23 protein-coding genes and 1 pseudogene are annotated in these 25,719 nt (G+C 67.8%); 12 read left to right on the top strand and 12 right to left on the bottom strand.

What is annotated here, in order from left to right; all coding sequences use genetic code 11:
• Window positions 1-22: 22 nt before the first annotated feature.
• From MKCMC460_RS08870 to prfB, 3 genes are read right to left on the bottom strand one after another with little or no spacing between them, the layout of a single operon-like run.
• Window positions 23-496 carry a hypothetical protein gene (locus tag MKCMC460_RS08870; RefSeq protein ID WP_236981546.1) on the bottom strand — a complete coding sequence of 158 codons (474 nt, stop codon included), beginning with the start codon at window positions 494-496 and terminating at the stop codon, window positions 23-25.
• Window positions 493-1,494: a mechanosensitive ion channel family protein gene (locus tag MKCMC460_RS08865; protein ID WP_236981545.1), complete on the bottom strand. Its 1,002-nt coding sequence runs from the start codon at window positions 1,492-1,494 to the stop codon at window positions 493-495. Before MKCMC460_RS08865 ends, MKCMC460_RS08870 begins: the two co-directional genes overlap by 4 nt.
• On the bottom strand, window positions 1,484-2,599 hold the full coding sequence (gene prfB, locus MKCMC460_RS08860; RefSeq protein ID WP_236981544.1) for a peptide chain release factor 2: 1,116 nt from the start codon (window positions 2,597-2,599) through the stop codon (window positions 1,484-1,486). The genes MKCMC460_RS08865 and prfB overlap by 11 nt, the downstream gene beginning before the upstream one ends.
• A gap of 121 nt (window positions 2,600-2,720) precedes the next feature.
• Between prfB and MKCMC460_RS08855 the strand changes: the two genes are divergently transcribed.
• The gene (locus MKCMC460_RS08855; RefSeq protein WP_236981543.1) at window positions 2,721-4,091 is read left to right on the top strand and encodes an FAD-dependent oxidoreductase; all 1,371 of its coding nucleotides are present in this window, start codon (window positions 2,721-2,723) and stop codon (window positions 4,089-4,091) included.
• Between the two features lie 11 nt (window positions 4,092-4,102).
• On the opposite strand, the gene MKCMC460_RS08850 is transcribed toward MKCMC460_RS08855, so the two are convergent.
• Together MKCMC460_RS08850 and MKCMC460_RS08845 are read right to left on the bottom strand one after the other, a co-directional pair.
• Entirely contained in the window at window positions 4,103-5,695 is a 1,593-nt protein-coding gene (locus MKCMC460_RS08850) for an FAD-binding oxidoreductase (RefSeq protein WP_236981542.1), read from the bottom strand.
• Between the two features lie 10 nt (window positions 5,696-5,705).
• Window positions 5,706-5,909 (bottom strand): hypothetical protein, encoded by a 204-nt coding sequence (locus MKCMC460_RS08845; RefSeq protein WP_236981541.1) that lies wholly within the window; start codon window positions 5,907-5,909, stop codon window positions 5,706-5,708.
• Window positions 5,910-6,080: 171 nt separating this feature from the next.
• On the opposite strand from MKCMC460_RS08845, the gene MKCMC460_RS08840 reads away from it, so the two are divergent.
• The 3 genes from MKCMC460_RS08840 to MKCMC460_RS08830 all read left to right on the top strand — a co-directional run bounded on the left by MKCMC460_RS08840 (window position 6,081) and on the right by MKCMC460_RS08830 (window position 8,808).
• Window positions 6,081-7,070, top strand: a complete 990-nt coding sequence (locus tag MKCMC460_RS08840) for an NAD(P)H nitroreductase (protein WP_236981540.1) — start codon at window positions 6,081-6,083, stop codon at window positions 7,068-7,070.
• Entirely contained in the window at window positions 7,067-7,495 is a 429-nt protein-coding gene (locus MKCMC460_RS08835) for a pyridoxamine 5'-phosphate oxidase family protein (protein WP_236981539.1), read from the top strand. Before MKCMC460_RS08840 ends, MKCMC460_RS08835 begins: the two co-directional genes overlap by 4 nt.
• A 314-nt stretch (window positions 7,496-7,809) precedes the next feature.
• Window positions 7,810-8,808, top strand: coding sequence for an NAD(P)H nitroreductase (locus MKCMC460_RS08830; protein ID WP_236983900.1), 999 nt, complete (start codon window positions 7,810-7,812; stop codon window positions 8,806-8,808).
• Here MKCMC460_RS08830 and MKCMC460_RS08825 read toward each other — a convergent pair.
• From MKCMC460_RS08825 to MKCMC460_RS08815, 3 genes are read right to left on the bottom strand one after another with little or no spacing between them, the layout of a single operon-like run.
• The gene (locus MKCMC460_RS08825) at window positions 8,788-10,515 is read right to left on the bottom strand and encodes a GAF domain-containing sensor histidine kinase (protein ID WP_238305563.1); all 1,728 of its coding nucleotides are present in this window, start codon (window positions 10,513-10,515) and stop codon (window positions 8,788-8,790) included. The genes MKCMC460_RS08830 and MKCMC460_RS08825 overlap by 21 nt on opposite strands.
• Entirely contained in the window at window positions 10,508-11,158 is a 651-nt protein-coding gene (devR, locus tag MKCMC460_RS08820; protein ID WP_236981538.1) for a two-component system response regulator DevR, read from the bottom strand. Before devR ends, MKCMC460_RS08825 begins: the two co-directional genes overlap by 8 nt.
• Before the next feature lie 36 nt (window positions 11,159-11,194).
• Complete coding sequence (locus MKCMC460_RS08815; RefSeq protein ID WP_236981537.1) at window positions 11,195-11,992, bottom strand: universal stress protein; 798 nt, start codon at window positions 11,990-11,992, stop codon at window positions 11,195-11,197.
• 233 nt (window positions 11,993-12,225) lie between these two features.
• Between MKCMC460_RS08815 and MKCMC460_RS08810 the strand changes: the two genes are divergently transcribed.
• The 3 genes from MKCMC460_RS08810 to MKCMC460_RS08800 are packed head-to-tail and all read left to right on the top strand — an operon-like array spanning window position 12,226 to window position 15,971.
• The gene (locus MKCMC460_RS08810; protein ID WP_238305561.1) at window positions 12,226-14,550 is read left to right on the top strand and encodes a nitric-oxide reductase large subunit; all 2,325 of its coding nucleotides are present in this window, start codon (window positions 12,226-12,228) and stop codon (window positions 14,548-14,550) included.
• 3 nt (window positions 14,551-14,553) lie between these two features.
• Window positions 14,554-15,177 (top strand): hypothetical protein, encoded by a 624-nt coding sequence (locus tag MKCMC460_RS08805; RefSeq protein ID WP_236981536.1) that lies wholly within the window; start codon window positions 14,554-14,556, stop codon window positions 15,175-15,177.
• Window positions 15,174-15,971 carry a slipin family protein gene (locus MKCMC460_RS08800; protein ID WP_370653094.1) on the top strand — a complete coding sequence of 266 codons (798 nt, stop codon included), beginning with the start codon at window positions 15,174-15,176 and terminating at the stop codon, window positions 15,969-15,971. Before MKCMC460_RS08805 ends, MKCMC460_RS08800 begins: the two co-directional genes overlap by 4 nt.
• On the opposite strand, the gene MKCMC460_RS08795 is transcribed toward MKCMC460_RS08800, so the two are convergent.
• On the bottom strand, window positions 15,959-16,309 hold the full coding sequence (locus tag MKCMC460_RS08795) for a hypothetical protein (RefSeq protein WP_236981535.1): 351 nt from the start codon (window positions 16,307-16,309) through the stop codon (window positions 15,959-15,961). The two genes, MKCMC460_RS08800 and MKCMC460_RS08795, sit on opposite strands and share 13 nt — an antisense overlap.
• Window positions 16,310-16,332: 23 nt before the next feature.
• Here MKCMC460_RS08795 and hisN point away from each other — a divergent pair, with 23 nt between their 5' ends.
• The 3 genes from hisN (at window position 16,333) to MKCMC460_RS08780 (ending at window position 19,856) form a co-directional block, all read left to right on the top strand.
• The gene (gene hisN, locus MKCMC460_RS08790) at window positions 16,333-17,124 is read left to right on the top strand and encodes a histidinol-phosphatase (protein WP_236981534.1); all 792 of its coding nucleotides are present in this window, start codon (window positions 16,333-16,335) and stop codon (window positions 17,122-17,124) included.
• Window positions 17,125-17,200: 76 nt separating this feature from the next.
• Window positions 17,201-18,598 carry an acyl-CoA dehydrogenase family protein gene (locus tag MKCMC460_RS08785; RefSeq protein ID WP_236981533.1) on the top strand — a complete coding sequence of 466 codons (1,398 nt, stop codon included), beginning with the start codon at window positions 17,201-17,203 and terminating at the stop codon, window positions 18,596-18,598.
• 55 nt (window positions 18,599-18,653) lie between these two features.
• A complete protein-coding gene (locus MKCMC460_RS08780; RefSeq protein ID WP_238305560.1) occupies window positions 18,654-19,856 on the top strand; it encodes an acyl-CoA dehydrogenase family protein in 1,203 nt (400 codons plus the stop codon).
• On the opposite strand, the gene MKCMC460_RS08775 is transcribed toward MKCMC460_RS08780, so the two are convergent.
• Window positions 19,849-20,496 carry a TetR/AcrR family transcriptional regulator gene (locus MKCMC460_RS08775; protein WP_236981532.1) on the bottom strand — a complete coding sequence of 216 codons (648 nt, stop codon included), beginning with the start codon at window positions 20,494-20,496 and terminating at the stop codon, window positions 19,849-19,851. The two genes, MKCMC460_RS08780 and MKCMC460_RS08775, sit on opposite strands and share 8 nt — an antisense overlap.
• A 75-nt stretch (window positions 20,497-20,571) precedes the next feature.
• Between MKCMC460_RS08775 and MKCMC460_RS08770 the strand changes: the two genes are divergently transcribed.
• The gene (locus tag MKCMC460_RS08770; protein WP_236981531.1) at window positions 20,572-21,600 is read left to right on the top strand and encodes an amidohydrolase family protein; all 1,029 of its coding nucleotides are present in this window, start codon (window positions 20,572-20,574) and stop codon (window positions 21,598-21,600) included.
• Between the two features lie 56 nt (window positions 21,601-21,656).
• Here MKCMC460_RS08770 and MKCMC460_RS08765 read toward each other — a convergent pair whose 3' ends face one another.
• Window positions 21,657-22,196 (bottom strand): GNAT family N-acetyltransferase, encoded by a 540-nt coding sequence (locus MKCMC460_RS08765; protein WP_236981530.1) that lies wholly within the window; start codon window positions 22,194-22,196, stop codon window positions 21,657-21,659.
• Complete coding sequence (locus MKCMC460_RS08760; protein WP_236981529.1) at window positions 22,196-23,056, bottom strand: oxidoreductase; 861 nt, start codon at window positions 23,054-23,056, stop codon at window positions 22,196-22,198. Before MKCMC460_RS08760 ends, MKCMC460_RS08765 begins: the two co-directional genes overlap by 1 nt.
• Window positions 23,057-23,215: 159 nt before the next feature.
• On the opposite strand from MKCMC460_RS08760, the pseudogene MKCMC460_RS31705 reads away from it, so the two are divergent.
• Window positions 23,216-25,672 (top strand): annotated as a pseudogene (locus tag MKCMC460_RS31705) (PE family protein).
• Window positions 25,673-25,719: the final 47 nt, after the last annotated feature.

Here is a 25,719-nt window from a genome sequence, read left to right as displayed (position 1 = left end):
GTGTCTGAGCCGGGCGCGAAAATCAGCGACCGGGTGGGGCCGCCGGGGCCGACGTGGGCGTCGGCGTCTGCCCCGGCTCCGGTTGCTGAGGCGAGGGGGTCGGCGACGGAGTTGACGTCGCCGGGCAGAACGGCGGCGGCAGCAGGCACGGGGGCGGCGACGGCGACGGCGTGGTGGTCGTCGTGGTCGTCGGCGGCGGCTTCGTGGTCGTGGTGGTGGCAGGTGGCGGTGTCCACGTGGTGGTGGGCTGTTGCAGCCGGGTGCGCGGCACCCACGTGTAGTTCGGGTCGGGCACAAAGCCCGGCGGCACCACCTGGGAGGGCGTGGTGCTCGCGGGTTTTTCCTGCGGGCTGTAGGTCTCATAGGTCCACCACAGCGCGGCGAACGCCACGATCAGCACCAGCGTCGAGGTTCGGACCCTACCGCCGAACAGGTGCGTCGGGGTACGCCGCTCGGCGTCCCGCCGCCGCTGCAGCAGGTTCAGTTGAAGCTTCATCGCTGCTTCACCGGACCCGAGGACTGCTCCGCGTCGGCGTCGATCTCCTCGACGTCGGGGGCGCTGATTCCCGCGTCGTCGACGACGCCGACCTTGGCGTCTGCCGCCGTGACGATGCCGGCGCGGGCCAGGGCCCGGATCACCAGCACCCGCAACTGACGGCCAGCCTCGAACTGCTTACCGGGCAGCGTGCGGGCCACCAGCCGCAGCGTGACGGTGTTGATCTCGATGCTTTCCACGCCCATCACGGTGGGCGCATCCAACAGCAGTTCGCCCAGCAGTGGGTTGTCCATGGCGCGCTCACACTCTTGGTGCAGCACCTCGTTGACGCGGTTGAGGTCGGTGCTGGTCGACACGGGGATGTCCACCACCGCGCGCGCCCAGTCCTTGGACAGGTTGACTGTCTTGACGATGGTGCCGTTCGGAATGGTGAACAGCTCACCGTCCGACGACCGCAGCCGGGTGACCCGCAAGGTCACGTTCTCGACGGTGCCGCGGGCTTCGGCGGCGATCCCCGACACCGTCAACGACACCAGGTCACCGAAGCCGTATTGCCGTTCCACGATGATGAAGAAACCCGCCAATAGGTCCTTGACCAGCTGCTGGGCACCGAAACCCAGCGCGGCGCCCACCACGGTCGCCGGCGCGACCAGGCCGCCGATCGAGAACTGGAGGATGGCGCTGATCTGCATCATCACGAAGATGGCGATGATGACGATCGACACCCACGAGATGACCGAGGCGACCGCCTGACGGTGTTTGGTGGCCTCCGAGCGCACCAGCGCGTCGCTTTCGGCGAAACCCTCGTCGAGGCTGCGGGTCACCCGCTGGGCCACCCAGTTGACGAATCGGGCCGCCAGGATCGCGGCGATGATCAGCATGGCCACCCGCAGACCCCGGGTGAGGATCCACTCGCCGATGTGGCCGCGCCAAAAGTTGTGCCACCGCGAAGCTGCGGTGGCCAGGTTCATGGCATGGAACGTGGTGTTAGTCGTCATCTTTTCTGTTGCGCCAACGGATCCCTGCTTCCAGGAACCCGTCGATGTCTCCGTCCAGGACAGCCGCGGGATTGCCCACCTCGTGCTCGGTGCGCAGGTCCTTGACCATCTGATAGGGGTGCAGTACGTAGGACCGCATCTGGTTGCCCCAGGAGCTGCCGCCGTCGCCCTTCAAGGCGTCCAGCTCCGCGCGTTCCTCGGAACGCTTGCGCTCCAACAACTTTGCCTGAAGCACTCGTAACGCCGAAACTTTGTTCTGCAGTTGCGACTTCTCGTTCTGGCAAGTGACGACGATACCGGTCGGGATGTGGGTGAGTCGAACCGCCGAGTCGGTGGTGTTCACCGATTGGCCGCCCGGACCGCTGGACCGGTAGACGTCGACGCGGATGTCGCCTTCCGGGATTTCGATGTGGTCGGTGGTCTCCACCACGGGCAGCACTTCGACCTCCGCGAACGACGTCTGACGTCGGCTTTGGTTGTCGAACGGGCTGATCCGCACCAGCCGGTGGGTGCCCTGTTCGACCGACAAGGTGCCGTAGGCGAACGGCGCGTGCACGGCGAAGGTGGCGCTTTTGATCCCGGCCTCTTCCGCGTAGGACGTGTCGAACACCTCGACGGGGTATTTGTGCTGCTCAGCCCAGCGGATGTACATCCGCATCAGCATCTCGGCCCAGTCGGCGGCGTCGACTCCGCCGGCGCCCGAGCGAATTGTGACCAAAGCCTCACGTTCGTCGTACTCACCGGACAGCAAAGTGCGCACTTCGGTGGCTTCGATGTCGGCGCGCAAAGCTTTGAGTTCGGCGTCGGCCTCGGCACGCGCGGATTCGGCCGCCGGGCCGTCCTCTTCGTCGGCCAGTTCGTAGAGCACCGGCAGGTCGTCGAGGCGCTGCCGCAACTCCTCGATACGGCGCAGCTCACCCTGGGTGTGGGATAACTCGCTGGTTACCTTCTGCGCGTGCGCCTGGTCGTCCCACAGATTCGGGTCGGACGCCTGCTGCTCGAGTTTCTCGATCCGGCTCTTCAGACCCTCCACATCCAGCACCCGTTCCACCGTGGTCAGGGTGGAGTCGAGGGCGGCAATATCGGCTTGACGGTCAGGTTCCACAGGCGAACACGTTACCGGCCGCACGGTCTAGCATCAGGAGACCAGTGCACCGCACGACTGCGACGCTCAGCCCGAGCTCAGCCCCCTTGCGCCGCAGCCGGGCTCGAACAGAAGGCACGACATGCGTCCGTATCATGTTGCGATCGTCGGCTCCGGACCGTCCGGATTCTTCGCCGCCGCTTCCCTGCTCAAGGCCGCCGACGCCGGTGACGACGTCGAGGTGGTCGTCGACATGCTGGAGATGCTGCCCACGCCGTGGGGGTTGGTGCGTTCCGGCGTCGCGCCCGACCACCCGAAGATCAAGTCGATCAGCAAACAGTTCGAGAAAACGGCGGCCGACGCGCGGTTCCGGTTCTTCGGCAACGTGGTGGTGGGCGAGCACGTCCAGTCCAGTGAGCTGGCCGACAAGTACGACGCGGTGGTCTACGCCGTGGGCGCGCAGTCCGACAAGCCGCTCAACATTCCCGGCGAGGACCTGCCCGGCAGTATCTCCGCGGTCGACTTCGTCGGCTGGTACAACGCGCACCCGCATTTCGAGGAAAAGACGCCGAACCTGTCCGGGACCCGCGCGGTGGTCGTCGGCAACGGCAACGTCGCCATCGACGTCGCCCGGATTTTGGTCACCGATCCCGACGTGCTGGCACAGACCGACATCGCCGACCACGCGCTGGAGTCGCTGCGTCCCAAGGGCGTCGAAGAGGTGGTGATCATCGGTCGGCGCGGACCGCTGCAGACCGCGTTCACCACGCTGGAACTGCGCGAACTCGGCGAGCTCGAGGGTGTGGACGTGATCGTCGACCCGGCGCAGTTCGAGGGCATCACCGACGAGGATGCCGAGGCGGCCGGCAAGACCACCAAACAGAACATCAAGGTGCTGCGCGGTTACAGCGAGCGTGAGCCACGGCCCGGCCACCGCCGAATCGTGTTCCGCTTCTTGACATCCCCGATCGAGATCAAGGGCACCGACCGCGTCGAGAGCATCGTGCTGGGCCGCAACGAGCTGGTCACCGACGAAAGTGGTTGGGTCTCAGCCAAAGACACCGGTGAGCGCGAAGAACTTCCGGCGCAGCTGGTGGTCCGCTCGGTCGGCTACCGCGGCACACCCACTCCCGGGCTGCCGTTCGACGACAAGCGCGGCACCATCCCGCACCGCAACGGCCGGATCGAGGAGAGCCGCAACGAGTACGTCGTCGGCTGGATCAAGCGCGGACCGACCGGGGTCATCGGCACCAACAAATCCGACTCGCAGGACACCGTCGACACGCTGCTCGCCGATCTGGCCGCCGCGGCCGGGCAAGGCAACCTGGCCGACTTCCCCGACGATCACCGCGACCAGCTCGCCGCTTGGCTGACCGAACGCCAGCCCAAAGTGGTCACCTCGGCGCACTGGGAGGTCATCGACACCTTCGAGCGGGCGGCCGGCGAGCCGCACGGGCGCCCACGGGTGAAGCTGGCCAACCTGGCCCGGCTGCTGCACATAGGCCACGGGTAGGGCACGGTCGATCACGGGTCGAAAAGCACTCCGGGATTGAGGATTCCGGACGGATCCAGGGTTTGTTTGACGGCGCGCAGCGCGGCCGCGAACGGGCCCGGTCGTTGCCGGTCATACCAGGGACGGTGGTCGCGACCGACCGCGTGGTGATGGGTGATGGTGCCACCGGTGGTGCTGATCGCTTCGGAGACAGCGGCTTTCATCTCGTCCCACTGCGCGTCCAGGGAGCCCCACCGGCCCGCGGCATAGATGCCGTAGTAGGGTGCGGGCCCGTCGGGGTACACGTGGGTGAACCGGCAGGTCACCACCCCGGTGCCGCATACCTTTTCGATCGCGGCCCGGGCAGCGCTGGTGACCGCGGCGTGCAGGTCGTCGAATCCACCCCAGGTGCAAGCGGTTTCGAAGGTTTCCAGGATGACGCCCCGGCGGGCCATGGCGTCGCGCTGGTAGGGCATCCGCAGGAACGCCGAGCGCCAGTTCGCGGCGGCGTCGCCGGCGCCCCGTTCGGGGTTGTCACCCGCGGTGTCTCGGCTCCGGCGCGCGACCACGGTGCCGCCGTGGTCGGCCGCGATTTCCAGCGCCCGGTCCAGCCACGGGTCGATCGGATGATCCGCCGACTCGAAAGCCAGCACCAGCAAGCCGCCGTTGACCGACGTGCCGGCGTTCAGGAACGCCTCGGCCGGGTCGAGCAGTCGGCAGTTGGCCGGGTAGAGGCCCGCTTGCGCGATGATGCGGGTCGCGGCGACCGCGGCGGCCCAGCTGCCGAACGACACCGACGCGGTGACCTGCCAGCGCGGCCGGTTCTGCAGCCGCATCCACGCCTCGGTGATGACGCCGAGGGTGCCTTCCGAGCCGATGAACAGCCGGTCCGGGGACGGACCCGCGCCCGACCCGGGCAGCCGTCGCGACTCGCTGATCCCGGCGGGGGTGACCACGCGCACCGACTCGGTCAGGTCGTCGATGTGGGTGTACAGGGTGGCGAAGTGGCCGCCGGCGCGGGTGGCCAACCAGCCACCGAGGCTGGAGAACGCGAACGACTGCGGGAAGTGCCGCAGCGTCAGGTCATGCCGGCGGAGTTGGTCCTCGATCCACGGGCCCAGCGCCCCGGCCTGGATCCGCGCCGCGCGGCTGACCTGGTCGACTTCGACAACCGCGCTCATCGCGCTGACGTCCAGCGTCACCGCCGGTTCCTCGAAGCGCGGCTCCACCCCACCCACCACCGAACTGCCGCCGCCGTACGGGATGACCGGAATCCCTTCGCGCGCACACCAATCCAGCACATCGACCACGTCCTGCTCGCGTCGCGGCCGCACCACCAGGTCGGGCAGATGATCCAGGCGGCCCTGCAGGTTGCGCGCCACGTCGCGAAACGCCTTGCCCCGCGCATGGCCGGCCCGGTCGACGATCTGCGCCGAGCACAGCCCGCCCAGCGTCGCGGGCGGGGCGATCCGCGGACCCGGTAACCCGAGCGCGGTCGGGTCCGGCGGCCGGTGGTCGGTCAGGTCATGGCCGGGCAGCAGCGCTGCCACGCGCGCCACCAGATCTTTCGTCTCCCTCTCGGTGAGGGCTTCCTCCAGGGTCCCCCAGCCCCACCACGAACGCATCCCGGCGGCGTCAGCGCCTGAGCAGGACGACGGCGCCGGCGGCGACCACCAGCGCCAGCGCCAGTAGGATGCCCCAGCCGGTGCCGGCGAAGATCCAGGTGACGGCCACCAGCGCAACCAGCGGCGACACCGCGAACAGCACGATCCCCGGGTTCTGCCTGATCACCGCCAACGCACTCTTGGCCCGGATCGGGTCGATTTCCTTGCCTGCCATCCGTTCAGAATGCCAGGTCAGCAGCACAATGCAAGCGCGACGACGGCACATCGAGCGGTTCGCCTGTTCGACGCGTCAGCGCGATAGCCCAGATCCGGCCAGGCACAAGGTTTTTGACGTGATGACCAAAGGCTCTACCGGTCTGTTGAGCTCCCCCGTAACGTCGTCGCCATGGACACAGAGGTCCTGCGGACCGCGATCCGGCTGGCCGGCCGGGCGCCGTCGGTGCACAACAGTCAGCCGTGGAAGTTCCTGGCCGAGGACGACACCGTCCACCTGTTCGTCGACCGCAGCCGAACCGTGCCCGCCACAGACCATTCCGGTCGAGAGGCGCTCATCAGCTGTGGTGCCGCGCTCGACCACCTCCGCATCGCGATGGCTGCCCTGGGGTGGAACTCGCGCACCACTCGCTTTCCCGATCCCGGTAACACTGGTCTGCTCGCCAGCGTCGCCTTCACGCCGACCACTGACGTCACCGCGGCGCAGCGCAATCGCGCCGAGGCGATCCTGCATCGTCGAACCGATCGGCTGCCGCTGGACCGGCCGGCATTCTGGGACGGGTTCGAACCGATGTTGCGCGGCATGTTCGACGACGACGTCGCCACCATCGACGTGCTCGCCGACCATCAGCGACGGCAACTGGTCGAGGCGTCGCGACTCACCGAGGCGCTGCGCCGTGACGACCCGTCCTATCACGCCGAACTCGATTGGTGGACTTCGCCGTTCGCGTTGTCCGAAGGGGTGCCGCCGGCCGCGCTGGCGTCCGACACCGAAAACCGACGGGTCGAGGTGGGCCGGGATTTTCCCGTCCGCGGCCGCCAAAACCGGCGCCCCGGAATCGCAGCGGACTGGTCGAAAATCCTTGTGCTGTCGACTCCCCAAGACACCGCGGCCGACGTGCTGCGCTGTGGCGAGGTGCTTTCGACCGTGCTACTGGAATGCACCATCGCCGGCATGGCGACCTGCACCCTGACCCATTTGATCGAATCGGAGCAGAGCCGGGACATCGTGCGCGCGCTGATCGGCGGCCGGGGCGAGCCACAGGCCCTGGTTCGGGTCGGCATCAGTCCGGCGATGGAACCGCTCGGCGCTCCCACTCCCCGGCGACCGCTCCATGACGTGCTTGAAATCCGCCAGACACAAGATAGGTTGAGCCGATGACCGACGAGCCGTTCACCGTTCTGTCAGCAAGTGAGAGTTGGGATCTGCTGGGCACGGCCGCGCTGGGCCGCCTGGTGACCAACTTCGCCGGGGAGCCGGAGATCTTTCCGGTCAACTATGTGGTGCAGGGCGAGAGCATTCTGTTCCGCACCGCCGAAGGCACCAAATTGTTCTCGGCCGTGGGCAACCGCACCGTCATCTTCGAGGCCGACGACCACAACGTCGCCGAAGGCTGGAGTGTGATCGTCCGGGGTCGCGCGCACCTGTTGAAGACCGATGCCGATATCCAGGAAGCCGATCGCGCGGGGCTGTATCCGTGGATCGCGACCCGCAAGCCCAATTACGTGCGGATCACCCCCACCGACATCACCGGGCGCCGTTTCGTTTTCGGCCCGGAGCCCGACGCCAACGAGACCGTGTCGTAGGCCGGACCGGCCTCGGCGTGCACCGCCCAGCCATCGGACGAAATTGCTTGCGGTGGAAGGTATTCCGAGGTTAATTCTGGTGCACGCCTAGCGTGCCGGCGCCGGGCGCGAAACGGCACCGCCTCCAGAGAAATCGGCCGTGGTCGTCATCGGGCACCGGCCGGATTCCTAAGCACCACCAGCCGCCGGTGGGCGGCGGTTCCAGCAGGGCCAAAGGTCCCACCCGGCCGGGGCTTCATGCCCTGCCGCCGCGGCCGTCCGCGGACGATCCTTGGAGGATGACCACAGTCATCGACAGGAAAGGCCCGGTAGCGATGAACGCCCGATTTCCGGATGCCGAAACCCTGCGGACGGTGCTCACCCTGGCCACACGCGCGCCGTCGATCCACAACACCCAGCCGTGGCGGTGGCGGGTGGAGCCCACCAGCCTGCAACTGTTCTGCGAACCCGACATGCAACTGCGGAGCACCGACCCCGACGGTCGTGATCTGATCATCAGTTGCGGCGTCGCGCTGCATCACTGTGTGGTCGCGCTGGCATCGATGGGCTGGCGCGCCAAGGTCAGTAGGCTTCCCGACCCCGACAATCCGCGTCACCTGGCCGCCATCGAGGTGGTGGCCCAGGTTCCCGACCAGAACGACATCGCGCTGGCGGCCGCCATTCCACGTCGACGCACCGACCGGCGCGCCTACAGTTCCTGGCCCGTGCCGGGGGGCGACATCGCCCAGATGGCTGCCCGGGCGGCCCGCTGCGGCGTCATGCTGCGCCAGGTCGACTCCGTAGACAGAATGAAAAACATTGTGGCGCAAGCCGGTTTGGACCATATGACCGATGACGCGTACATGCGCGAGCTCACCACGTGGAGCGGGCGGTACGGTTCGGTGGCCGGTGTCCCGGCCCGCAGCGCTCCCCAGGCGGACCCCGCCGCCCCGATTCCCGGTCGCTTGTTCGCCGGCGCCGGCCTGGCGCAGCCGTCCGGTATCTCGCCCGCCGACGACAGTGCCGCGCTGCTGGCGCTCGGCACCGAGCGCGACGACACGCTGGCGCGACTGCGCGCCGGCGAGGCGACCAGTGTGGTGCTGCTGACCGCGACGGCGATGGGGCTGGCGTGCTGCCCGATCACCGAACCGCTGGAAATCCCGGAAACGCGTGCGGCGGTACGCGCCGACGTGTTCGGGGCCAGCGGCTACCCCCAGATGCTGCTCCGGGTGGGTTGGGCGCCGATCAACGCCGATCCGCTGCCCGCTACGCCGCGGCGCCGGTTGGTGCGGGTCGTCGACTGGCCCGAGCAGCTATTGGACGAGCGGCGCTGACCAGCGCAGCAACGTTCCCCCAGTGGGCTGCTTGGTGATGGTGAACTTGCCGCCGAGTTCCTCGGCGCGGCGGCGCAGGTTGGTCAGGCCGCTGGTGGTTATCCCGTCGGATTCCAGGTCGGGCATGCCGCAGCCGTTGTCGCTGACCTCGATGGTCAGATCGTCCTCGACCCTGATCCGGACGGTCAACGTGGTGGCCTGCGCATGCCGGGCAGCGTTGCTGACGGCTTCGCGCACCACCGCTTCGGCATGGTCGGCCAATCCGCTGTCGACCACCGACACTGGTCCGATGTACTGCACCGTGGTGCGCAAGCCCGATCCGGCGAACTGCCCGACCGCGGCGTCGATCCGCTGACGCAACCGGGTGATGCCCTGGGACGCGCCGTGCAGGTCGAAAATGGCTGTCCGGATCTCCTGGATCACCGCCTGCAGATCGTCGACTGCCTCTGAAAGTCGTTGTTGCACTTCAGTTTCCCTGGTTCTGGGCACGGTTCCCTGCAACGACAGCCCGACGGCGAACAGTCGCTGGATGACGTGGTCGTGCAGATCGCGAGCGATGCGGTCACGATCGGCCAACACGTCCAGTTCACGCATCCGGCGCTGTGAGGTGGCCAGCTGTAGCGCCAGCGCCGCCTGGTCGGCGAAAGCGGCCATCATCTCGAGTTGTTCGCTGCCGAACGGTGCCGGACCACCTTGGCGCAGCAGCACCACGACGCCCGCGACCGTGTCGGCGTCGGCGGCCCGCAACGGCAGCAGCAGCGCCGGGCCGGCCCCGGTGAGGCCGTCCATATCGATCAGGTCGAGCCGGCGCGGCGCCCCGTCCACGAGCACCTCGCCGAGTACCGTATCCGCGATCGAGATCGTCTCTCCTTCAACGAATTCCACTGCGCTACCGACCGTTTCGATCACCAGCAGCTCGGCAACCTCGGCGGCCGGCAGGCTCTCATCCAGCGGTACGGCGACCAGCGCGGCGTCGGCTTTGGTCAACTTCATCGCTTCCTCGGCGACCAGCCGGAAAACCGTAGCCGGTTCGGTGCCGGAGAGCAGTTCGGTGGTGATGTCGCGGGTGGCCTCGATCCAAGCCTGGCGGGCCTTGGCCTGCTGGTACAGCCGCGCATTGGCAATCGCGATCCCCGCAGCCGCGGCCAGTGCCTGCACCAGCACCTCGTCATCGTCGCTGAACGGTTGTCCGTTTTCCTTGTCGGTCAGATACAACGTCCCGAACGATTGACCGCGCACCCGCACCGGCACGCCGAGGAAGGTTCGCATCGGCGGGTGGTGCGCCGGAAAGCCCACCGAGGACGGGTGCTGCGAAAGATCGTCCAGCCGTAGCGGTTTGGGCTCGTCGATGAGCAGTCGGATCAGGCCCAGCCCCTCGGGCAGGTGGCCGATGAGGCGCACGGTCTTTTCGTCAATGCCTTCGTGGACGAAGCTCATCACGCGGTTGTCGCGGTCGTGAACCTCCAGGGCGCCGTAGCGGGCGTCGACCAGCTCGGTCGCCGAGTGCACGATTGCGCGCAGGGTGGCGTTGAGTTCCAGACCCGAGGTGACCACCAGCATCGCGTCCAGGAGTCCGTCGAGGCGGTCGCGGCCCTCGACGATCTGCTCGACGCGGTCCTGCACCTCGGCCAGCAGCTCGCGCAGCCGAAGCTGGGACAGCGTTTGCCGCAACGGGTGCAGCGCCGAGTCGGGGGTTTCGTCAGGCATTGCCGGGAGGCCGGGTGCGTTTCAATTCCGTGGCGAACACTGCGGCTTGCGTCCGGCGTTCCATACCCAGCTTCGCCAGCAGCCGCGAGACGTAGTTCTTCACCGTCTTCTCGGCCAGGAACATACGGTCCGCGATCTGTTTGTTGGTCAGGCCCTCACTGAGCAGGCTCAGCAGGGTGCGTTCCTGATCGGTCAAGCCCGACAACGGGTCCGGCCGCTCGCTGGCGTCGCGCAGCTTGGACATCAGCGCGGCCGCGGCGCGGTTGTCCAGCAACGACCGGCCGGCACCCACGTCTTTGACCGCACGCGCCAATTCCATCCCCTTGATGTCCTTCACCACGTATCCGCTGGCGCCGGCCAGGATCGCATCCAGCATCGCCTCGTCGGAGGTGTATGAGGTGAGGATCAGGCAACGCAGGTCGGGCATGCGCGACAACAGGTCACGGCACAGTTCGATGCCGTTGCCATCGGGCAGCCGGACGTCGAGGACCGCGACGTCCGGATTGGCGGCCGGAATCCTCGCCATCGCTTCGGCAACCGAGCCGGCCTCCCCCACCACATCCAGTTCGGGGTCGGCACCGAGCAAGTCGATCAGGCCTCGTCGTACCACTTCATGGTCATCGACCAAGAAGACCTTTACCAAGCCAACACTCCTTTTGGGTCCCCCTCACCGGGTGCGTTACAAGTTCCCGCACCGCACAGTCAATACCGATGAACCCGCGTTGTAAACGCTGCACACCTGCGCGGCGTGCGTATCGGTGACGAACAGCTGGCCCGGTTCAGACTGCTCGGCCATGTAACGGGTGGCGTGTCCCCGGACGATCTTCGACTCGACCCGCACGTCGGGGTAGAGCCGGGTCCAGCGGGCCAGCCGCCGATCCAGTTGCGCCCGAGCCGACGGGCTTCCGTCGCCGGTGTCGACCTCGTGGGAGGGGCACACCGAGATGGCGCGCAGCGGAACGCCGCGTAGCCGCGCCTCCTCGAACGCGTGTCGCAACACCGCACCATTGTCCACTTCGGCGACCACCCGCTTGATCTGGGGGGCTGCAGCATCGGCCGCGCGGTGGATGACCGCCACCGGGCACAGCGCCGCACCGGCCAGCGCGCCGGCAACCGAACCCTTGCCGCACCGGGCATGGTTGATGCCCATCGAGCCGACGCAGATCATCGTCGCCGAGCGTGATTCGGCCATCAGCTTGTTCAGCGGCTTGCCCCACAGGATCTCGGTTTCGACCTTGACCGGTGTGCCGGTGGCCTCGACCGCCCGGTACGCGTCGTAGAGGGCCGAACGCGCGGCCGCCTGCCGCACGTCGAGAACGCTGGACCCGGCCGGTTGCATCGGATCGACGACGCAGACCAATCGCAACGGGATGTCGCGGCTGGCCGCCTCGTCGACCGCCCAGACGGCGGCGTGTACTGCCGCCCTGGATCCGTCGACACCGACGACGACGGCCGGTCCTGGCTTGAGGTTCCTCATCGCCGTCTCCCTTCCATCCGTGCTCAATTCGAACGTTATTGCGGTCGACCTGCGGGTCCCAGGGGCGTTGGTCACCCGTCCAGTGCCATTGGTCCTTGAAACCGGCGAATCTCCTCTTGCGAGGGACGCCGGATACGAATTGGATATTCACCGGACGCGCTGTGAAAATCCCGCACCGACGTCCCGGCGATCAGCCCATCGCCCAGAAAATCGCCTAGACAGGAGTCCTGTGAATGGCTGTTCAAGAGGTTTCTTCGTCGCCCGGTTCCGGTCATCCCTCGGCTCAACCGCTGGTTGGGAAAGGGTGGATTCAGGGCGTCGCGCTGGTGATGATCTTCGGCTTCCTGGTGATGGGAATCCTGGCCTACCGGACCTACACCGCAGCAATGCCGATGCCGGACAAGGTGGTCAGTGCATCGGGGCAGGTGTTGTTCACCAGCGAGGACATCACCAGGGGGCAGGAGTTGTACCAGGCCCGTGGCCTGATGCAGTACGGGTCGGTGCTGGGCCACGGCGCCTACCTGGGACCCGATTACACCGCCGAATATCTGCGGCTGGCCACCGACGACGTCACCGGCCAGTTCCGCGCCGAGGGTGTCGCCAACCCGCACGAACGGGTGGTCGCCGAGTTCCGCACCAACCGCTACAACCCCGATACCAAGACGCTGGTCTTCACCGATAAGCAAACGGCCGCATTCGAGCGCATCCAGGGTCACTATGCGGCATATTTCGGCGAGAACTCCACCAAGTACGGGTTGTTGCCGCAGCTGATCACCGACAAAACCCAGATCCGGCAGTTGACGGCATTCTTCGCGTGGACCGCCTGGGCCGCGGCGGCCGAACGGCCCGGCCATAAGTACTCCTACACCAACAACTGGCCGGCCGAGCAGCGCGTGGACAATGGGCCGACCGCAGCGGTGATCGTGTGGTCGGCGCTGTCGCTGATCGCGCTGCTGGGCGGCATCGGGGTCATGTTCGCCGTCTACGGCCGCTGGAGCCAGAAGGTCGGCTGGCACGGTGCCGAGACCTCGACGCTGTCGTTCCGCCAGCCCGGCGAGGTGCCGTTGACCCGGGCGCAACGCGCCTGCATCTGGTTCTTCGCGGTGGTATCCGTGCTGTTTCTGGCGCAGACGCTGCTGGGCGCGGCGGCCGAGCATTATCGGGCCGACCTGTCCACGTTCTTCGGGCTCGACCTGGCCCGCGTCCTGCCCTACAACCTGGCCCGCACCTGGCATCTGCAGCTGGCGCTGTTCTGGACGGCGGCCGCATTCCTGGCCGGCGGGATCTTCCTGGTGCCGTTCATCGCGCGCCGGGAGCCCAAACGCCAAGGGCTGCTGGCCTACATCCTGTTGGGCGCGGTCGCGCTGGTGGTGTTCGGCTCACTGACCTGTGAAGCGCTGTCCATCTACGGGGTGATCCCCGAGGGTGGCCTGTTGTCGCAGCAGTGGGAGTACCTCGACCTGCCGCGGCTGTGGCAGATCCTGCTGGTGGCCGGCCTGTTCATCTGGATCGCGATCATCTGGCGCGGCATGCGGGCCAGGCTCAAGGGCGAGTCGAAGATGAACATGCCCTGGCTGTTCTTCTTCTCCGGCCTGGCGATCCCGATGTTCTACGCGGTCGGACTGCTCGCCACCAGCGACACCCATTACACCGTCGCCGACTTCTGGCGGTTCTGGGTGGTGCACCTGTGGGTCGAGGATTTCCTCGAGTTGTTCACCACCGTGATGGTGGCCTACATGTTCGTGTTGCTCGGCGTGGTGCGTGAACGTATCGCGCTGGGCGTGATCTTCCTGGATGTGATCCTGTACTCGGCTGGTGGCGTGATCGGGACCATGCACCATCTGTACTTCTCCGGAACTCCGGTGGAACACATGGCACTCGGCGCGTTCTTCTCCGCGGCTGAAGTGATTCCGCTGACGTTCCTGACGGTCGAGGCGTGGGCGTTCCTGCAGCTCGGTGCGCGCCAGCAGAGCGGTGACGCCAACCCCTTCCCGCACCGCTGGGCGGTGATGTTCCTGGTGGCGGTCGGATTCTGGAACTTCCTGGGGGCGGGCATCTTCGGGTTCCTGATCAACCTGCCGGTGGTGTCCTACTACCAGATCGGCACGGCGCTGACGGCCAATCACGGGCACGCGGCCATGATGGGCGTGTACGGCATGCTCGCCGTCGGACTGGCGATGTTCGCATTCCGCTATGTCATCCCGGCCGACAAGTGGCCGGAGAAGCTGGCCCGAATCTCGTTCTGGTGCATGAACATCGGGCTGGCCTGGATGGTGTTCGTGACCTTGCTGCCGCTCGGCGTGATGCAGCTCTACCACTCCGTCGGCGACGGCTACTACGAGGCGCGGGCGCTGGGTTACATCACCAAGCCGGGCAACGCGGTGCTGGAATGGCTGCGAATGCCGGGCGATGTCATCCTGATCGTCGGTGGGGTGTTGCCGTTCGTCTGGATCGCGTGGACGGCGTTGCGTAACTTCCGCTCCGGCACCACCGTCGACGAGTTGCCCGAGCACCCGCTGTACACCGAGGTGCAAGCGCAACCGGCGGCGAAGGCCTGAGTTATGGCCGCACCGGCGACCACGGTTTGGCTGACAGCCGGTTACGCGCTGGTGCTGTTGGGCATCGGTTGGTGCTTCGACGCGATGGCCCGACACGCTTCGGCGCGTGCGGCGGCGTGGCGCACCGGGCAATTCAGGTACCGCCCGGATCACGACGCCTGGGTGTGCCCGCAGGATCACTGGCTGTGGCCGAGTTCGTTCGACCCCAAGCACCGGGTGATGCGGTACCGGGCGCTGCCGGTGGTGTGTAACAGCTGCCCGGTCAAGTCCACCTGCACCACCTCCGATCACGGCCGCGAGATCAGCCGGGAGATCGACCCGTGGCCGCATTCGGAGGCGGGTCGCTTTCACCGTGGAATCGCCTGCGCTGTAGCCGCATTCGGCATCGTGCTGCCGTCGGCGATGTTGTTCGCCGACCACTCCGTCGCCGACGTGCTGGTGCTGGCGGGTACCATCCTGGTGGTCGGGCTGCTGGGCCTGCCGTTGGCTCGCCATCTGTGGCACACCCCGGCCAACGCGCCCGACTATCTGCCGCACCGCACCGCCATCGAGGACCAGGTGGCGGCCGCGGTCGACCGGTACTCCACCCGCTGGGGCGGCTGGGAAGGCAAGGAGGACAAGGCATGACGGGTGTGGCGATGGGGGCCCTCGCCGTCGTCGTGGTGATCTTGGCGGGGCTCGCCATGGTCTCGTTGGCGGTGCTGCGCGAGTACGAGCGCGGGGTGGTGTTCCGGATGGGCCATGTGCGCCCGCTGTACCAGCCCGGTTTGCGGCTGCTGATTCCCTTGGTGGACAGGATGATTCGGGTCGACCAGCGGCTGGTGACGCTGACCATCCCGCCCCAGGAGGTGATCACCCGCGACAACGTGCCCGCCCGGGTGAATGCCGTCGTCATGTTCGCGGTGACCGATCCACTGAAAGCCATTCTGGCGGTGGAGAACTACGCGGTGGCCACCTCGCAGATCGCCCAGACCACGTTGCGGTCGCTGCTGGGCCGCGTCGACCTGGACACCTTGCTGGCCCATCGCGAGGACCTCAACAGCGACCTGCGCACCATCATCGAGAAGATGACCGAGCCGTGGGGTGTGCAGGTGCGGGTGGTCGAGATCAAGGACGTCGAGATCCCCGAGTCGATGCAGCGCGCCATGGCGCGCGAAGCCGAAGCCGAGCGGGAGCGGCGCGCGAAGGTGATCAACGCGCGCGGTGAACTACAGGCATCCGAGGAACTGCGCGAAGCCGCCGAGACGCTCTCGAAGAGCCCGGCATCATTGCAACTGCGTTATCTGCAAACACTTTTGGAGCTGGGAGCCGACCAGAACTCGACGGTGGTCTTCCCGCTGCCGGTCGACATCATCACGCCGTTCCTGCGCAACCCCGACGTGCTGCGGGACGCGATCGACAAGGTGAATCACCACGGGTAGTCCTGGTCTTGTCCGGGCGGCGGCTCCGCGGGGGCGAAATTCCAGTTGTCCGGGTTGTTCGGTGAGTAGACGACGGGGAATTGCTGTCCGACCACCGGCCATTGGGCGACGTCGACGGCCAGCTGCCGGTGCACGGGGTGTTCGTTGACGGTGGGCCCGTTGATGACCCCGGCGATGGTCACGAACTGCTCACCGACGGCGTCCGGTCGGGGGCTGACGCCGGTCACCAGCAACGTGCCGCCGGCGCGCGCCCCGCGCGGGCCGGGCCGCCGGAAGCGCGGTGCCAGCAGCAGCACCAACACCCCTACCAGCAGGAGCAGCATCATGAATTCCCACATCAGGCCATGGTAGGACTGCTGGCATGGGCCGCAACGATGATCTCGAGTTCGCACTGGAGCTCGCCGACCGGGCCGACGAGTTGACCCGGGCCCGCTTCGGCGCACTGGACCTGCGGGTCGAGACCAAACCTGACCTGACTCCGGTCACCGACGCCGACCGCGACGTGGAATCCGAGCTGCGCGGTGCCATCGCGGTCGGCCGGCCCGGTGACGACGTGCTCGGCGAGGAGTTCGGCGGCACCCCCGCATTCACCGGACGGCAGTGGATCATCGACCCGATCGACGGCACCAAGAACTTCGTGCGCGGGGTACCGGTGTGGGCCAGCTTGATCGCGCTGTTGCAGGACGGCGTGCCGATTGTCGGTGTGGTGAGCGCGCCGGCGTTGCGGCGCCGGTGGTGGGCCGCGCAAGGCGCCGGCGCCTACGCCGCGGTCGACGATGCCCAGCCGCGCCGAGTGTCCGTTTCGGCGGTGGCTGAACTGGATTCGGCCAGCCTGTCGTTCTCCAGCCTGTCGGGGTGGGCGCAACTCGGATTGCGCGACCGGTTCATCGAACTGACCGACGCGGTGTGGCGGGTGCGCGGCTACGGCGACTTCCTGTCTTATTGCCTACTGGCCGAAGGCGCGGTGGACATCGCCGCCGAACCGGAAGTGTCGGTATGGGACCTGGCCGCACTCGACGTGTTGGTGCGCGAGGCCGGTGGCCGTTTCACCAGCCTCGATGGCACGCCGGGGCCACATGGCGGCAGCGCCGTTGCCACCAACGGCCCGCTGCACGGGCGGGTGCTGAACCGCCTGCGCGACGATGTGAGTTAGCTAACACCGCCCTAACTATCTTACTCCGCAGTAAGATAGGGTGGTACGCATCGCCCCACCGACAGAGGCTGCCGATATGACCGAGACACTTCCCGCTTCCGCTTCCCGTTCCCGCGCCAAAAAGCGTGGTGAGGACCAGACGACGATCGGGATGAAGCCCCACAAGCGCACCGGAATCGACGTCGCGCTGGCGTTGCTGACCCCCGTCGTCGGCCAGGAATTCCTGGACAAGCACCACCTGCGCGCCCCGCTGAACCGCACCCTGCGGTACGGCGCCAAGCAGATGTTTTCCACCACCACTGCCGCCACCCGGCAGTTCAAGCGAGTGCAGAACCTGCGTGGCGCGCCGACCCGGCTGAAGTCCAGCGGCAAGAACTACTTCGACCTCACACCGGACGACGACCAGAAGATGATCGTCGAGACCGTCGAAGAATTCGCCGCCGAGATCCTGCGTCCGGCCGCGCACGACGCCGACGAGGCCACCCACTACCCGGACGGCCTGCTCGCCAAGGCCGCCGAGTTGGGCATCACCGCGATCAACATCCCCGAGGACTTCGACGGCATCGCCGAGCACCGCTCCACGGTGACCAACGCGCTGGTGGCCGAGGCGTTGGCGTACGGCGACATGGGTCAGGCGCTGCCGATCCTGGCCCCCGGCGGTGTGGCTGCCGCGCTGACGCACTGGGGCAGCGCCGACCAGCAGGCCACCTACCTGAAGGAGTTTGCCGGCGAGAATGTGCCGCAGGCATGCGTGGCGATCGCCGAACCGCATCCGCTGTTCGACCCCACCCGGTTGCGGACCACCGCGGTGCGCACCCCGTCCGGCTATCGCCTCGACGGTGTGAAATCACTGGTGCCCGCCGCGGCCGAGGCCGAACTCTTCGTGATCGGCGCGCAGCTCAACGGCAAGCCGGCGCTGTTCGTCGTCGAGTCGTCCGCCACAGGCCTGTCCGTCAAGTCCGACCCGAGCATGGGTATCCGCGCCGCGGCGCTGGGCCAGGTTGAGCTGTCCGGCGTCACGGTGCCGCGCAGCGCCCGTCTCGGCGAGGACCAGGCGTGCGACGAGGACTACTCCGAGGCCATCGCCCTGGCCCGATTGGGGTGGGCCGCCCTGGCAGTGGGTACCTCGCACGCGGTGCTCGACTACGTCATCCCCTATGTCAAGGAGCGCGAGGCGTTCGGCGAGCCGATCGCCCGTCGTCAAGCCGTCGCGTTCATGTGCGCCAACATCGCCATCGAGCTGGACGGGCTGCGCCTGATCACCTGGCGCGGTGCCTCCCGTGCCGAGCAGGGTCTGCCGTTCGCCCGGGAAGCCGCGCTCGCCAAGCGATTCGGCACCGACAAGGGCATGCAGATCGGCCTGGACGGCGTGCAGTTGCTCGGTGGCCACGGCTACACCAAAGAGCACCCGGTCGAACGCTGGTACCGCGACCTGCGGGCCATCGGCGTCGCCGAGGGCGTCGTAGTCATCTGAGTGGTCAGCTGACGGGTCGGCTAGAGAACATACTTCTTCGAGCGAAAGATCAATCATGGCAATCAATCTGGAGCTTCCGGGCAAGTTGCAAGCGGTGATCACCAAGACGCATCAGGGTATCGCCGAGATGGTGCGCCCGATCGCCCGCAAGTACGACCTGAAGGAACACGCCTACCCGGTCGAACTCGACACCCTGATCGCCCTCTTCGAGGGGGCCTCGGAGTCGTTCAGCTTCGCCGGCGCCGACGAACTCCGCGGGGCGGCGACCAAGGAGGACAACCACAACGGCGCCAACATGGCCGCGCTGGTACAGACCATGGAAGCCAGCTGGGGCGACGTGGCGATGATGCTGTCCATCCCCTATCAGGGGCTGGGCAATGCGGCCATCTCCGCGGTCGCGACCGACGAGCAACTGGAGCGCCTCGGCAAGGTATGGGCCGCAATGGCAATCACCGAACCAGGTTTCGGCTCGGACTCGGCGGCGGTGTCGACGACCGCGACCCTCGACGGCGACGAGTACGTGATCAACGGCGAGAAGATCTTCGTCACGGCCGGTTCGCGCGCCACCCACATCGTGGTGTGGGCGACGCTGGACAAGTCCAAGGGCCGGGCGGCGATCAAGTCGTTCATCGTGCCGCGCGAGCATCCCGGTGTCACCGTGGAGCGCCTCGAGCACAAGCTGGGCATCAAGGGCTCCGACACCGCGGTGATCCGCTTCGACAACGTCCGCATTCCCAAGGACAACATTCTCGGCGACCCGGAAATCCAAGAAGGCAAGGGCTTTTCCGGGGTGATGGAGACCTTCGACAACACCCGGCCGATCGTCGCGGCCATGGCCGTGGGGATCGGGCGCGCCGCCCTGGAAGAGATCCGCCGGATTCTCACTGAGGCCGGAGTGGAGATCGACTACGACCGGCCGTCGCACGCCCAGAGCGCGGCCGCCGCGGAGTTCCTGCGAATGGAGTCGGACTGGGAGGCCAGCTATTTGTTGGCGCTGCGCGCGGCATGGCAGGCCGACAACAGCATCCCGAACTCCAAAGAGGCGTCGATGAGTAAGGCCAAGGCCGGCCGGATGGCTACCGACGTCACCTTGAAGTCGGTCGAATTGGCCGGCACCACAGGCTATTCGGAGCAGATGCTGCTGGAGAAGTGGGGACGCGACTCCAAGATCCTGGACATCTTCGAGGGAACCCAGCAGATCCAGCAACTGGTGGTCGCCCGGCGCCTGCTGGGCCTGTCGTCGGCCGAGCTCAAGTAGTCCCGTCGAGCATGCTGCGGGCCAGTCCATAGATGGCGCGCCCGTGCATCTCGAACAGGGCGATCATGTCGACCGCATCACCGCCGATCTCGCTGGCGATGAAGAGTCCGTCGGCACCCGCCACCGCGTACGTCGCCAAATGGTGGATCTGGGCGGCGGTGAGTCCGCCGGCGTACTCGGTGAAGTTGCGCACCATCTGCTGGAACGCCTGGGCGCGAACCTGAAGGAACATCGTGCGGGCGCGCGGTTCGATGGGCCGGCGTTCCAGGGCCAGCATCAACCCGAGCCGGATGAAGTCCGGTGCCTCCAGGAACGCCTTGGCGGCTTGCGTGGCGAGTCCGATGGTCCGTTCTTCGAGGCTGCCTTCGTCGGGGAGCTGCCAGGCGGACAGCCACGCGCCGAAACTGCGCTCGATGACGGCCGCGATCAGGTCGTCTTTATCCTTGAAGTGCCAGTAGATCGAGCTCGCCGGCAACCCGCACTTCTTGCTCACCAGACCGATGCTGGTGCCTTCGTAGCCGCGTTCGGCTGCGATTTCGGTGGCCGCATCCAGGATCCGGGTGCGGGACAGCTCACCGTCGGCGCGGCGTTTGCGCGCCCGCTCGGCCTTCTGCTCGGACGCCGCACTCTTGTCGGTCATGCCACCTCCCCTTGATCCCGCGCCGGCACCTATAGTTACCGTAGTGATCACTACACTACAGGCTTGAGGAGCGGCATGCCCCGGATCGACACGCACCACCACATGGTTCCCGACTTCTACCGCGACGCATTGCGGAAGGCAGGGATCGAGGCCGCAGGCGGGCGAGCCATGCCGGACTGGAGCCCCGAGGGGTCACTGCAGACGATGGCCGAACTCGACGTCGCCACTGCCATCCTGTCGGTGTCCACCCCCGGCACCACGTTTCTGTCCAAACCCGCTGATGCCGTCGCACTGGCCCGCGACCTGAACGACTACGGCGCCGAACTCGTGGCCGCCGAACCACGTTTCGGCTTCTTCGCCACCGTCGCGATGCCAAACGTCGAGGCGGCTTCGGCAGAGGCGGTGCGCGCGTTGGACACGTTGCGCGCCGACGGGGTGGTGCTGCTTGCCAATAACGCCGGGCAGTACCTGGGCCAGGAGGGGCAGGACGAGTTGTTCGCCGCCCTGGACGCGCGTTCGGCGGTGGTCTTCATCCATCCCGCCGACCTGCCCGGACCGCAGGTGCCAGGCGTGGTGCCGTTTGCCGTCGACTTCTTGCTCGACACCACCCGCGCCGCATATTTGTTGGTGCGCAACGGGATACGACAGCGTTACCCGAATATCAAGTTCATCCTGAGCCATGCCGGCGGTTTCGTGCCCTACTCCGCCCACCGGATGGCGATCGCGATCACCGGCGATACCGGCCGCAGTCCGGCCGACGCCTTGGACGACTTCGCCGGCTTCTACTTCGACACCGCGTTGTCGTCCAGCGCCGCCGCGCTGCCCAGCCTGTTGGCCTTCGCCAAGCCGGGACACCTCACCTTCGGATCCGACTGGCCATTCGCCCCGGTTGCGGTCGGCAAGCTGTTCGCCGCGGGCCTGGAAACCTACCCGGGCATCGATCCGCAAACCCGCACGGCGATCGAGCGGACGAATGCGCTCGCACTGTTCCCCCGGCTGGGCCCACCGCAGCCGGCAACGCCGGCACCGGTCGGTCAGCGGATCCGGCGTGCGGTGAGCCGTTCGGTGATGCGCGGCGTGACCAAGCTGATCAACGCGCGCTGACACCACCCGCTATCACCAAATGTCAACTGAGGGACGATTTCTCGCGATTTCCGCCGTCATTGCACGCTCGGCGAAGCTCTGATCTCGGTGGGCGGGTCGGTCTCGTCGGCGAGCAGGTCGCGCTGCCACCATTGCACGTCGTGCCAGGCACCGTGTTTCCATCCGACCCGGCGGAAGTGCCCCACCGGCTCGAAGCCGAAAGCCTCGTGGAACGCGTAGCTGGCCGGGTGCGGGTGAGCGATGCAGGCGAATGCCCGCCGGAAGCCGCGCGCGGCTAGTCGGCCGAGTAGTTCGGTGTAGAGCATCCGTCCGCCGCCGGCGCGAGCCCGGTGCTGCGCCAGGTAGACGCTGGTCTCGACCGCCCACCGGTAGGCGTCGCGCGAATGGAATTGGCTCGCATAGGCATAACCCGCGACCGTGCCGTCGATCTCCAGCACCAGCCATTCGTAGCGCGCCAAGGCGGCCTCGATTCGCGCCGCCATGGTCTCGACGGTGGGCACGTCGGTCTCGAAGGAGATCACGGTGTCCAGCACGTATGGCCGATAGACCTCGACGCACGCCGCGGCGTCGGCCACTGTCGCCGACCGGACCAGCATCAGCCGGCGACGGAGTCGAGCTGGGCGCGCAGCTCGTCGTCGAGTTCGATGTCGGCGACGGCCAGGTTCTCTTCCAGGTGGCGCACCGACGACGTGCCCGGGATCAGCAACACGTTGGGAGCCACGCTCAGCGTCCACGCCAGCGCGATCTGAGCCGGGGTATGTCCCAACCGCTGCGCGGCGCTGCGCACCAGCTCGTTGTTGAGCACCGGATTGTTGGGTCCGCTGAACGCCGAGCCGAGCGGGAAGAACGGCACGAAAGCTATTCCCCGAGCTGAGCATTCGTCCAGCACCGGCTTGGAGACCCGGTGCACGAGGTTGAAAACGTTTTGCACACAGACGATTTCGGTGCGCTCAAGTGCGTGCAGCAGGTGGTCGCGGGTGATTTCGCTGAGCCCGATGCCGCCGATCAGACCTTCGTCGCGGGCGGCGATCAGGACCGAGAGCTGCTCATCGAAAAGCCGGTCGGGTCCTTCGCTTTCGAAAAGTCGCAGATTGACCGCCGCAAGTTGGTCGACGCCGAGGGTGCGTAGGTTAGCTTCCAGGTCGCGGCGCAGCTCGGCCGGGTCGGACAACGGCAGCCACGCGCCGGCGTCATCGCGACGTCCGCCCACCTTGCTGACCAGGGCCAGGTTTTCCGGATAGGGATGCAGCGCCTCCCGGATCAGCTCGTTGGCCACTTTCGGGCCGTAGAACTGGGCGGTGTCGATGTGGTCGACACCGAGTTCGACGGCCCGGCGCAGCACCGCCAGCGCCTCGTCGCGGTCGCGCGGCGGCCCGAACACCCCCGGACCCGGGAGTTGCATCGCCCCGAAGCCGACGCGGGCGACTGAAAACTGACCGAGTGGAAAGCGATCCATAGGTCGACACTAGCGGCGATGCCCACCAGGTAATTTCTTGCGCTCGCCACGAATCCGCCCAGCCGAACCTCCACTCTTGGGACTTTCGGCACTTCTTTGGCCGGTCGGCCCGACCTAACAATTGCGAACAAACGATGTCTGTCGGGGGATGGAGTCTTGATGTCATTTGTGCTGGTAGGACCGCAATTATTAGACACGGCAGTGGCAGATTTAGCGCAGATCGCCGCGACCCTGCAGGAAGGCAATCTCGCTGCACTCCTGCCGACGACGACGGTAGCCGCGGCGGCCGCCGACGAGGTGTCGGCGGCCATTGCAGCGCTTTTCGGAGCGCACGGCCACGCATATCAAGGCGCGTCCGCCCAGGCAGCTGCTTTTCACCAGCAGTTTGTGCGAACCTTGACCGCGGCGGCCGCATCGTATGGGAGTGCGGAGGCGGCGAGCGCCGCCTCCGTGCAAGCGTTGCTGGCGACGCCGCTGATCGGCAGCGCCGCCGGTGAGCTGGCCAGCCTCGGGGCGCCGATCTCGAGTGGCTTCCAGACTTTCGTCTACGGTCCGATCCACTCAGCCGGCCAGGCCTGGATCAATAGCCCGATCGGGCAGGCACTCGACCCGATTATCAATGCGCCCACGAACTTGTTGTTCGGGCGGGCGCTGATCGGTAACGGTGCCGCCGGTACGGCGGCAAGCCCGACCGGCGGCGCCGGCGGGTTCCTCTTCGGCGACGGCGGCACCGGCTACTCGCCTACCAGCGGTGTCGGAGCGACCGGTGGTAGCGGCGGCAGCGCCGGATTGATCGGAAACGGCGGCACCGGCGGCGTCGGCTTCGCCGGCGGCGCGGGTGGTGCGGGCGGTACCGGCGGCTTGCTGATGGGTAACGGCGGCGTCGGCGGCGTCGGCGGCGCCGCGACCATCGCCGGCGGTGCCGGCGGCGTCGGCGGCACCGGGGGTCAGGCGTACTTGCTCGGGAACGGCGGGGCCGGTGGAACAGGGGGCGTGGGGGCCACGGGGTGTGGGGGCCGACGGATTGCTCGCGGGCGATTCTGGCGGGACAGGCGGGAACGGCGGCAGCGGCGGCGTCGGCGGCGTCGGAGGTCGCGGTGGGACGCTTATCGGCGATGGTGGCGCCGGCGGAGTAGGCGGCTCCGGTGGACTCGGCGGCACCGGCGGAGCCGGCATCACCGGCGCGCCAGGCGCGGTGGGCGTGAATGCCGGGGCGGGCCACTCCGGTGGGTCAGGCGGTGACGGCGGCCTTGGCGGCGCTGGCGGCGCGGGCGGAGCCGGCGGAGGGGGCGGTGCGCTCGGTGCGGCAGGAGCCGCCGGCAACGGAGGTCACGGTGGCACCGGCGGTAACGGCGGGGTGCCCGGCGACGGCGGCAACGGCGCGGCGGGTGACTCCCTGCACATCAACGGCGGTGCGGGCGGCAACGGCGGTAATCCGGGCAATGGCGGGGGCGGTGGCGCTGGCGGCGCCGCCGGCGGCCTGGGCGCTCAGGCAGGCGATAACGGTGGCAGCGGCAACCTGCCCGTCGGTCCGGTCGGCAACGGCGGCAACGGTGGCGCTGGGTCCGCGTCGGGCGCCGCCGGCGCCAACGGTGGCGCTGGCGGGGCCGGCGGCAACGGCGGATCCATCGGCAATGGCGGTAAAGGTGGAACGGGTGGCAACGGTCTGGTTGGTATCGACGGAGGCAATACCGTCGACCGCGCCGGTCAATCCGGTGGGGCTGGCGGTGCCGGCGGTGCCGGAGGCGCGGGTGGCTTGATTTCCGGCAACGGCGGCGATGGCGGCGCCGGCGGCAGCGGAGCCCGCGGCGGTAATGGCGGCAACGGCTTGGCCGGCGCTAGCGGGTCCACCCCCGGCATGGACGGCGGGGCCGGCGGCGCGGGTGGGACCGGCGGCGCGGGCGGCAACGGCGGGCTCGGGGGCCAGGCAGCGAACGGCAACGGGGGCACCGGCGGCGCCGGCGGGATGGCCGGTCAGGGCGGCACTGGCGGTCGCGGGGCGATGGCGGCAAAGCTGCGGGTGGCGACGGCGGCAACGGCGGCACCGGCGGCGCGGCCGGCGCGGGTGGTGGCGGCGGCAGCGGCGGGGCCGGCGGCACCACCGCAAACGGCATCGGCGGAGACGGCGGAGACGGCGGCGCGGCCGGTGCCAGCGGTACCGCCGGCGCCGGCGGCCGAGGGCAGGCCGGGGGTCTTGGTCACGACGGCGGCGCGGGCGGTACCGGCGGCGCAGGTGGCCATGGAGGCACCGGCGGGGGCGGCGGCGCGGGCGGTACCGCCACGGTCGGGGTCGGCGGCAATGGCGGCACGGGCGCCGTAGGTCAGTCCGGGGGATCCGGAGGCATCGGTGGTGATGCCGGCGTCGCCGGCTCCTCCGGAAATAACGGTGGCACCGGAGGTACCGGCGGTACCGGCGGCACGGGTGGGGACGGCGGCGACGGTGGTGACGGTGGCCACGGCAGCGTCATCGGCGGTAGCGCCGGCGCCGGCGGAGGGCCGGGCGGATCGGGCATTGGTGGCAGTTTCGGCGCAGGTGGCTTGCCCAACGGCGTCAGCGGTAGCAACGGCGCATTCGGCAGCCCCGGTAAGGCGGGCGACAACGGCGACCCCGGCTGATCACAGCCGCGACCAGGGTTGCGGGCGGGTCCTGAGCCGGAAGTAGG

The organism is Mycobacterium sp. 20KCMC460 (assembly GCF_022179425.1).
Lineage (GTDB): Bacteria > Actinomycetota > Actinomycetes > Mycobacteriales > Mycobacteriaceae > Mycobacterium > Mycobacterium kiyosense.
This window is presented reverse-complemented; position numbering and strand designations above follow the sequence as displayed.

What these genes read in the sequence shown, in the direction of transcription:
- MKCMC460_RS08810 (WP_238305561.1), top strand. Translation starts at nt 12,226, where the DNA reads ATGGCTGTTCAAGAGGTTTCTTCGTCGCCCGGTTCCGGTCATCCCTCG.
- MKCMC460_RS08775 (WP_236981532.1), bottom strand. Translation starts at nt 20,496, where the DNA reads ATGACCGACAAGAGTGCGGCGTCCGAGCAGAAGGCCGAGCGGGCGCGC.
- MKCMC460_RS08760 (WP_236981529.1), bottom strand. Translation starts at nt 23,056, where the DNA reads ATGGATCGCTTTCCACTCGGTCAGTTTTCAGTCGCCCGCGTCGGCTTC.
- MKCMC460_RS08840 (WP_236981540.1), top strand. Translation starts at nt 6,081, where the DNA reads ATGGACACAGAGGTCCTGCGGACCGCGATCCGGCTGGCCGGCCGGGCG.
- MKCMC460_RS08785 (WP_236981533.1), top strand. Translation starts at nt 17,201, where the DNA reads ATGACCGAGACACTTCCCGCTTCCGCTTCCCGTTCCCGCGCCAAAAAG.
- MKCMC460_RS08865 (WP_236981545.1), bottom strand. Translation starts at nt 1,494, where the DNA reads ATGACGACTAACACCACGTTCCATGCCATGAACCTGGCCACCGCAGCT.
- MKCMC460_RS08805 (WP_236981536.1), top strand. Translation starts at nt 14,554, where the DNA reads ATGGCCGCACCGGCGACCACGGTTTGGCTGACAGCCGGTTACGCGCTG.
- MKCMC460_RS08795 (WP_236981535.1), bottom strand. Translation starts at nt 16,309, where the DNA reads ATGTGGGAATTCATGATGCTGCTCCTGCTGGTAGGGGTGTTGGTGCTG.
- MKCMC460_RS08825 (WP_238305563.1), bottom strand. Translation starts at nt 10,515, where the DNA reads ATGCCTGACGAAACCCCCGACTCGGCGCTGCACCCGTTGCGGCAAACG.
- MKCMC460_RS08835 (WP_236981539.1), top strand. Translation starts at nt 7,067, where the DNA reads ATGACCGACGAGCCGTTCACCGTTCTGTCAGCAAGTGAGAGTTGGGAT.
- hisN (WP_236981534.1), top strand. Translation starts at nt 16,333, where the DNA reads ATGGGCCGCAACGATGATCTCGAGTTCGCACTGGAGCTCGCCGACCGG.
- MKCMC460_RS08855 (WP_236981543.1), top strand. Translation starts at nt 2,721, where the DNA reads ATGCGTCCGTATCATGTTGCGATCGTCGGCTCCGGACCGTCCGGATTC.
- MKCMC460_RS08765 (WP_236981530.1), bottom strand. Translation starts at nt 22,196, where the DNA reads ATGCTGGTCCGGTCGGCGACAGTGGCCGACGCCGCGGCGTGCGTCGAG.
- MKCMC460_RS08780 (WP_238305560.1), top strand. Translation starts at nt 18,654, where the DNA reads ATGGCAATCAATCTGGAGCTTCCGGGCAAGTTGCAAGCGGTGATCACC.
- MKCMC460_RS08845 (WP_236981541.1), bottom strand. Translation starts at nt 5,909, where the DNA reads ATGGCAGGCAAGGAAATCGACCCGATCCGGGCCAAGAGTGCGTTGGCG.
- MKCMC460_RS08850 (WP_236981542.1), bottom strand. Translation starts at nt 5,695, where the DNA reads ATGCGTTCGTGGTGGGGCTGGGGGACCCTGGAGGAAGCCCTCACCGAG.
- MKCMC460_RS08800 (WP_370653094.1), top strand. Translation starts at nt 15,174, where the DNA reads ATGACGGGTGTGGCGATGGGGGCCCTCGCCGTCGTCGTGGTGATCTTG.
- MKCMC460_RS08770 (WP_236981531.1), top strand. Translation starts at nt 20,572, where the DNA reads ATGCCCCGGATCGACACGCACCACCACATGGTTCCCGACTTCTACCGC.
- MKCMC460_RS08830 (WP_236983900.1), top strand. Translation starts at nt 7,810, where the DNA reads ATGAACGCCCGATTTCCGGATGCCGAAACCCTGCGGACGGTGCTCACC.
- MKCMC460_RS08870 (WP_236981546.1), bottom strand. Translation starts at nt 496, where the DNA reads ATGAAGCTTCAACTGAACCTGCTGCAGCGGCGGCGGGACGCCGAGCGG.
- MKCMC460_RS08815 (WP_236981537.1), bottom strand. Translation starts at nt 11,992, where the DNA reads ATGAGGAACCTCAAGCCAGGACCGGCCGTCGTCGTCGGTGTCGACGGA.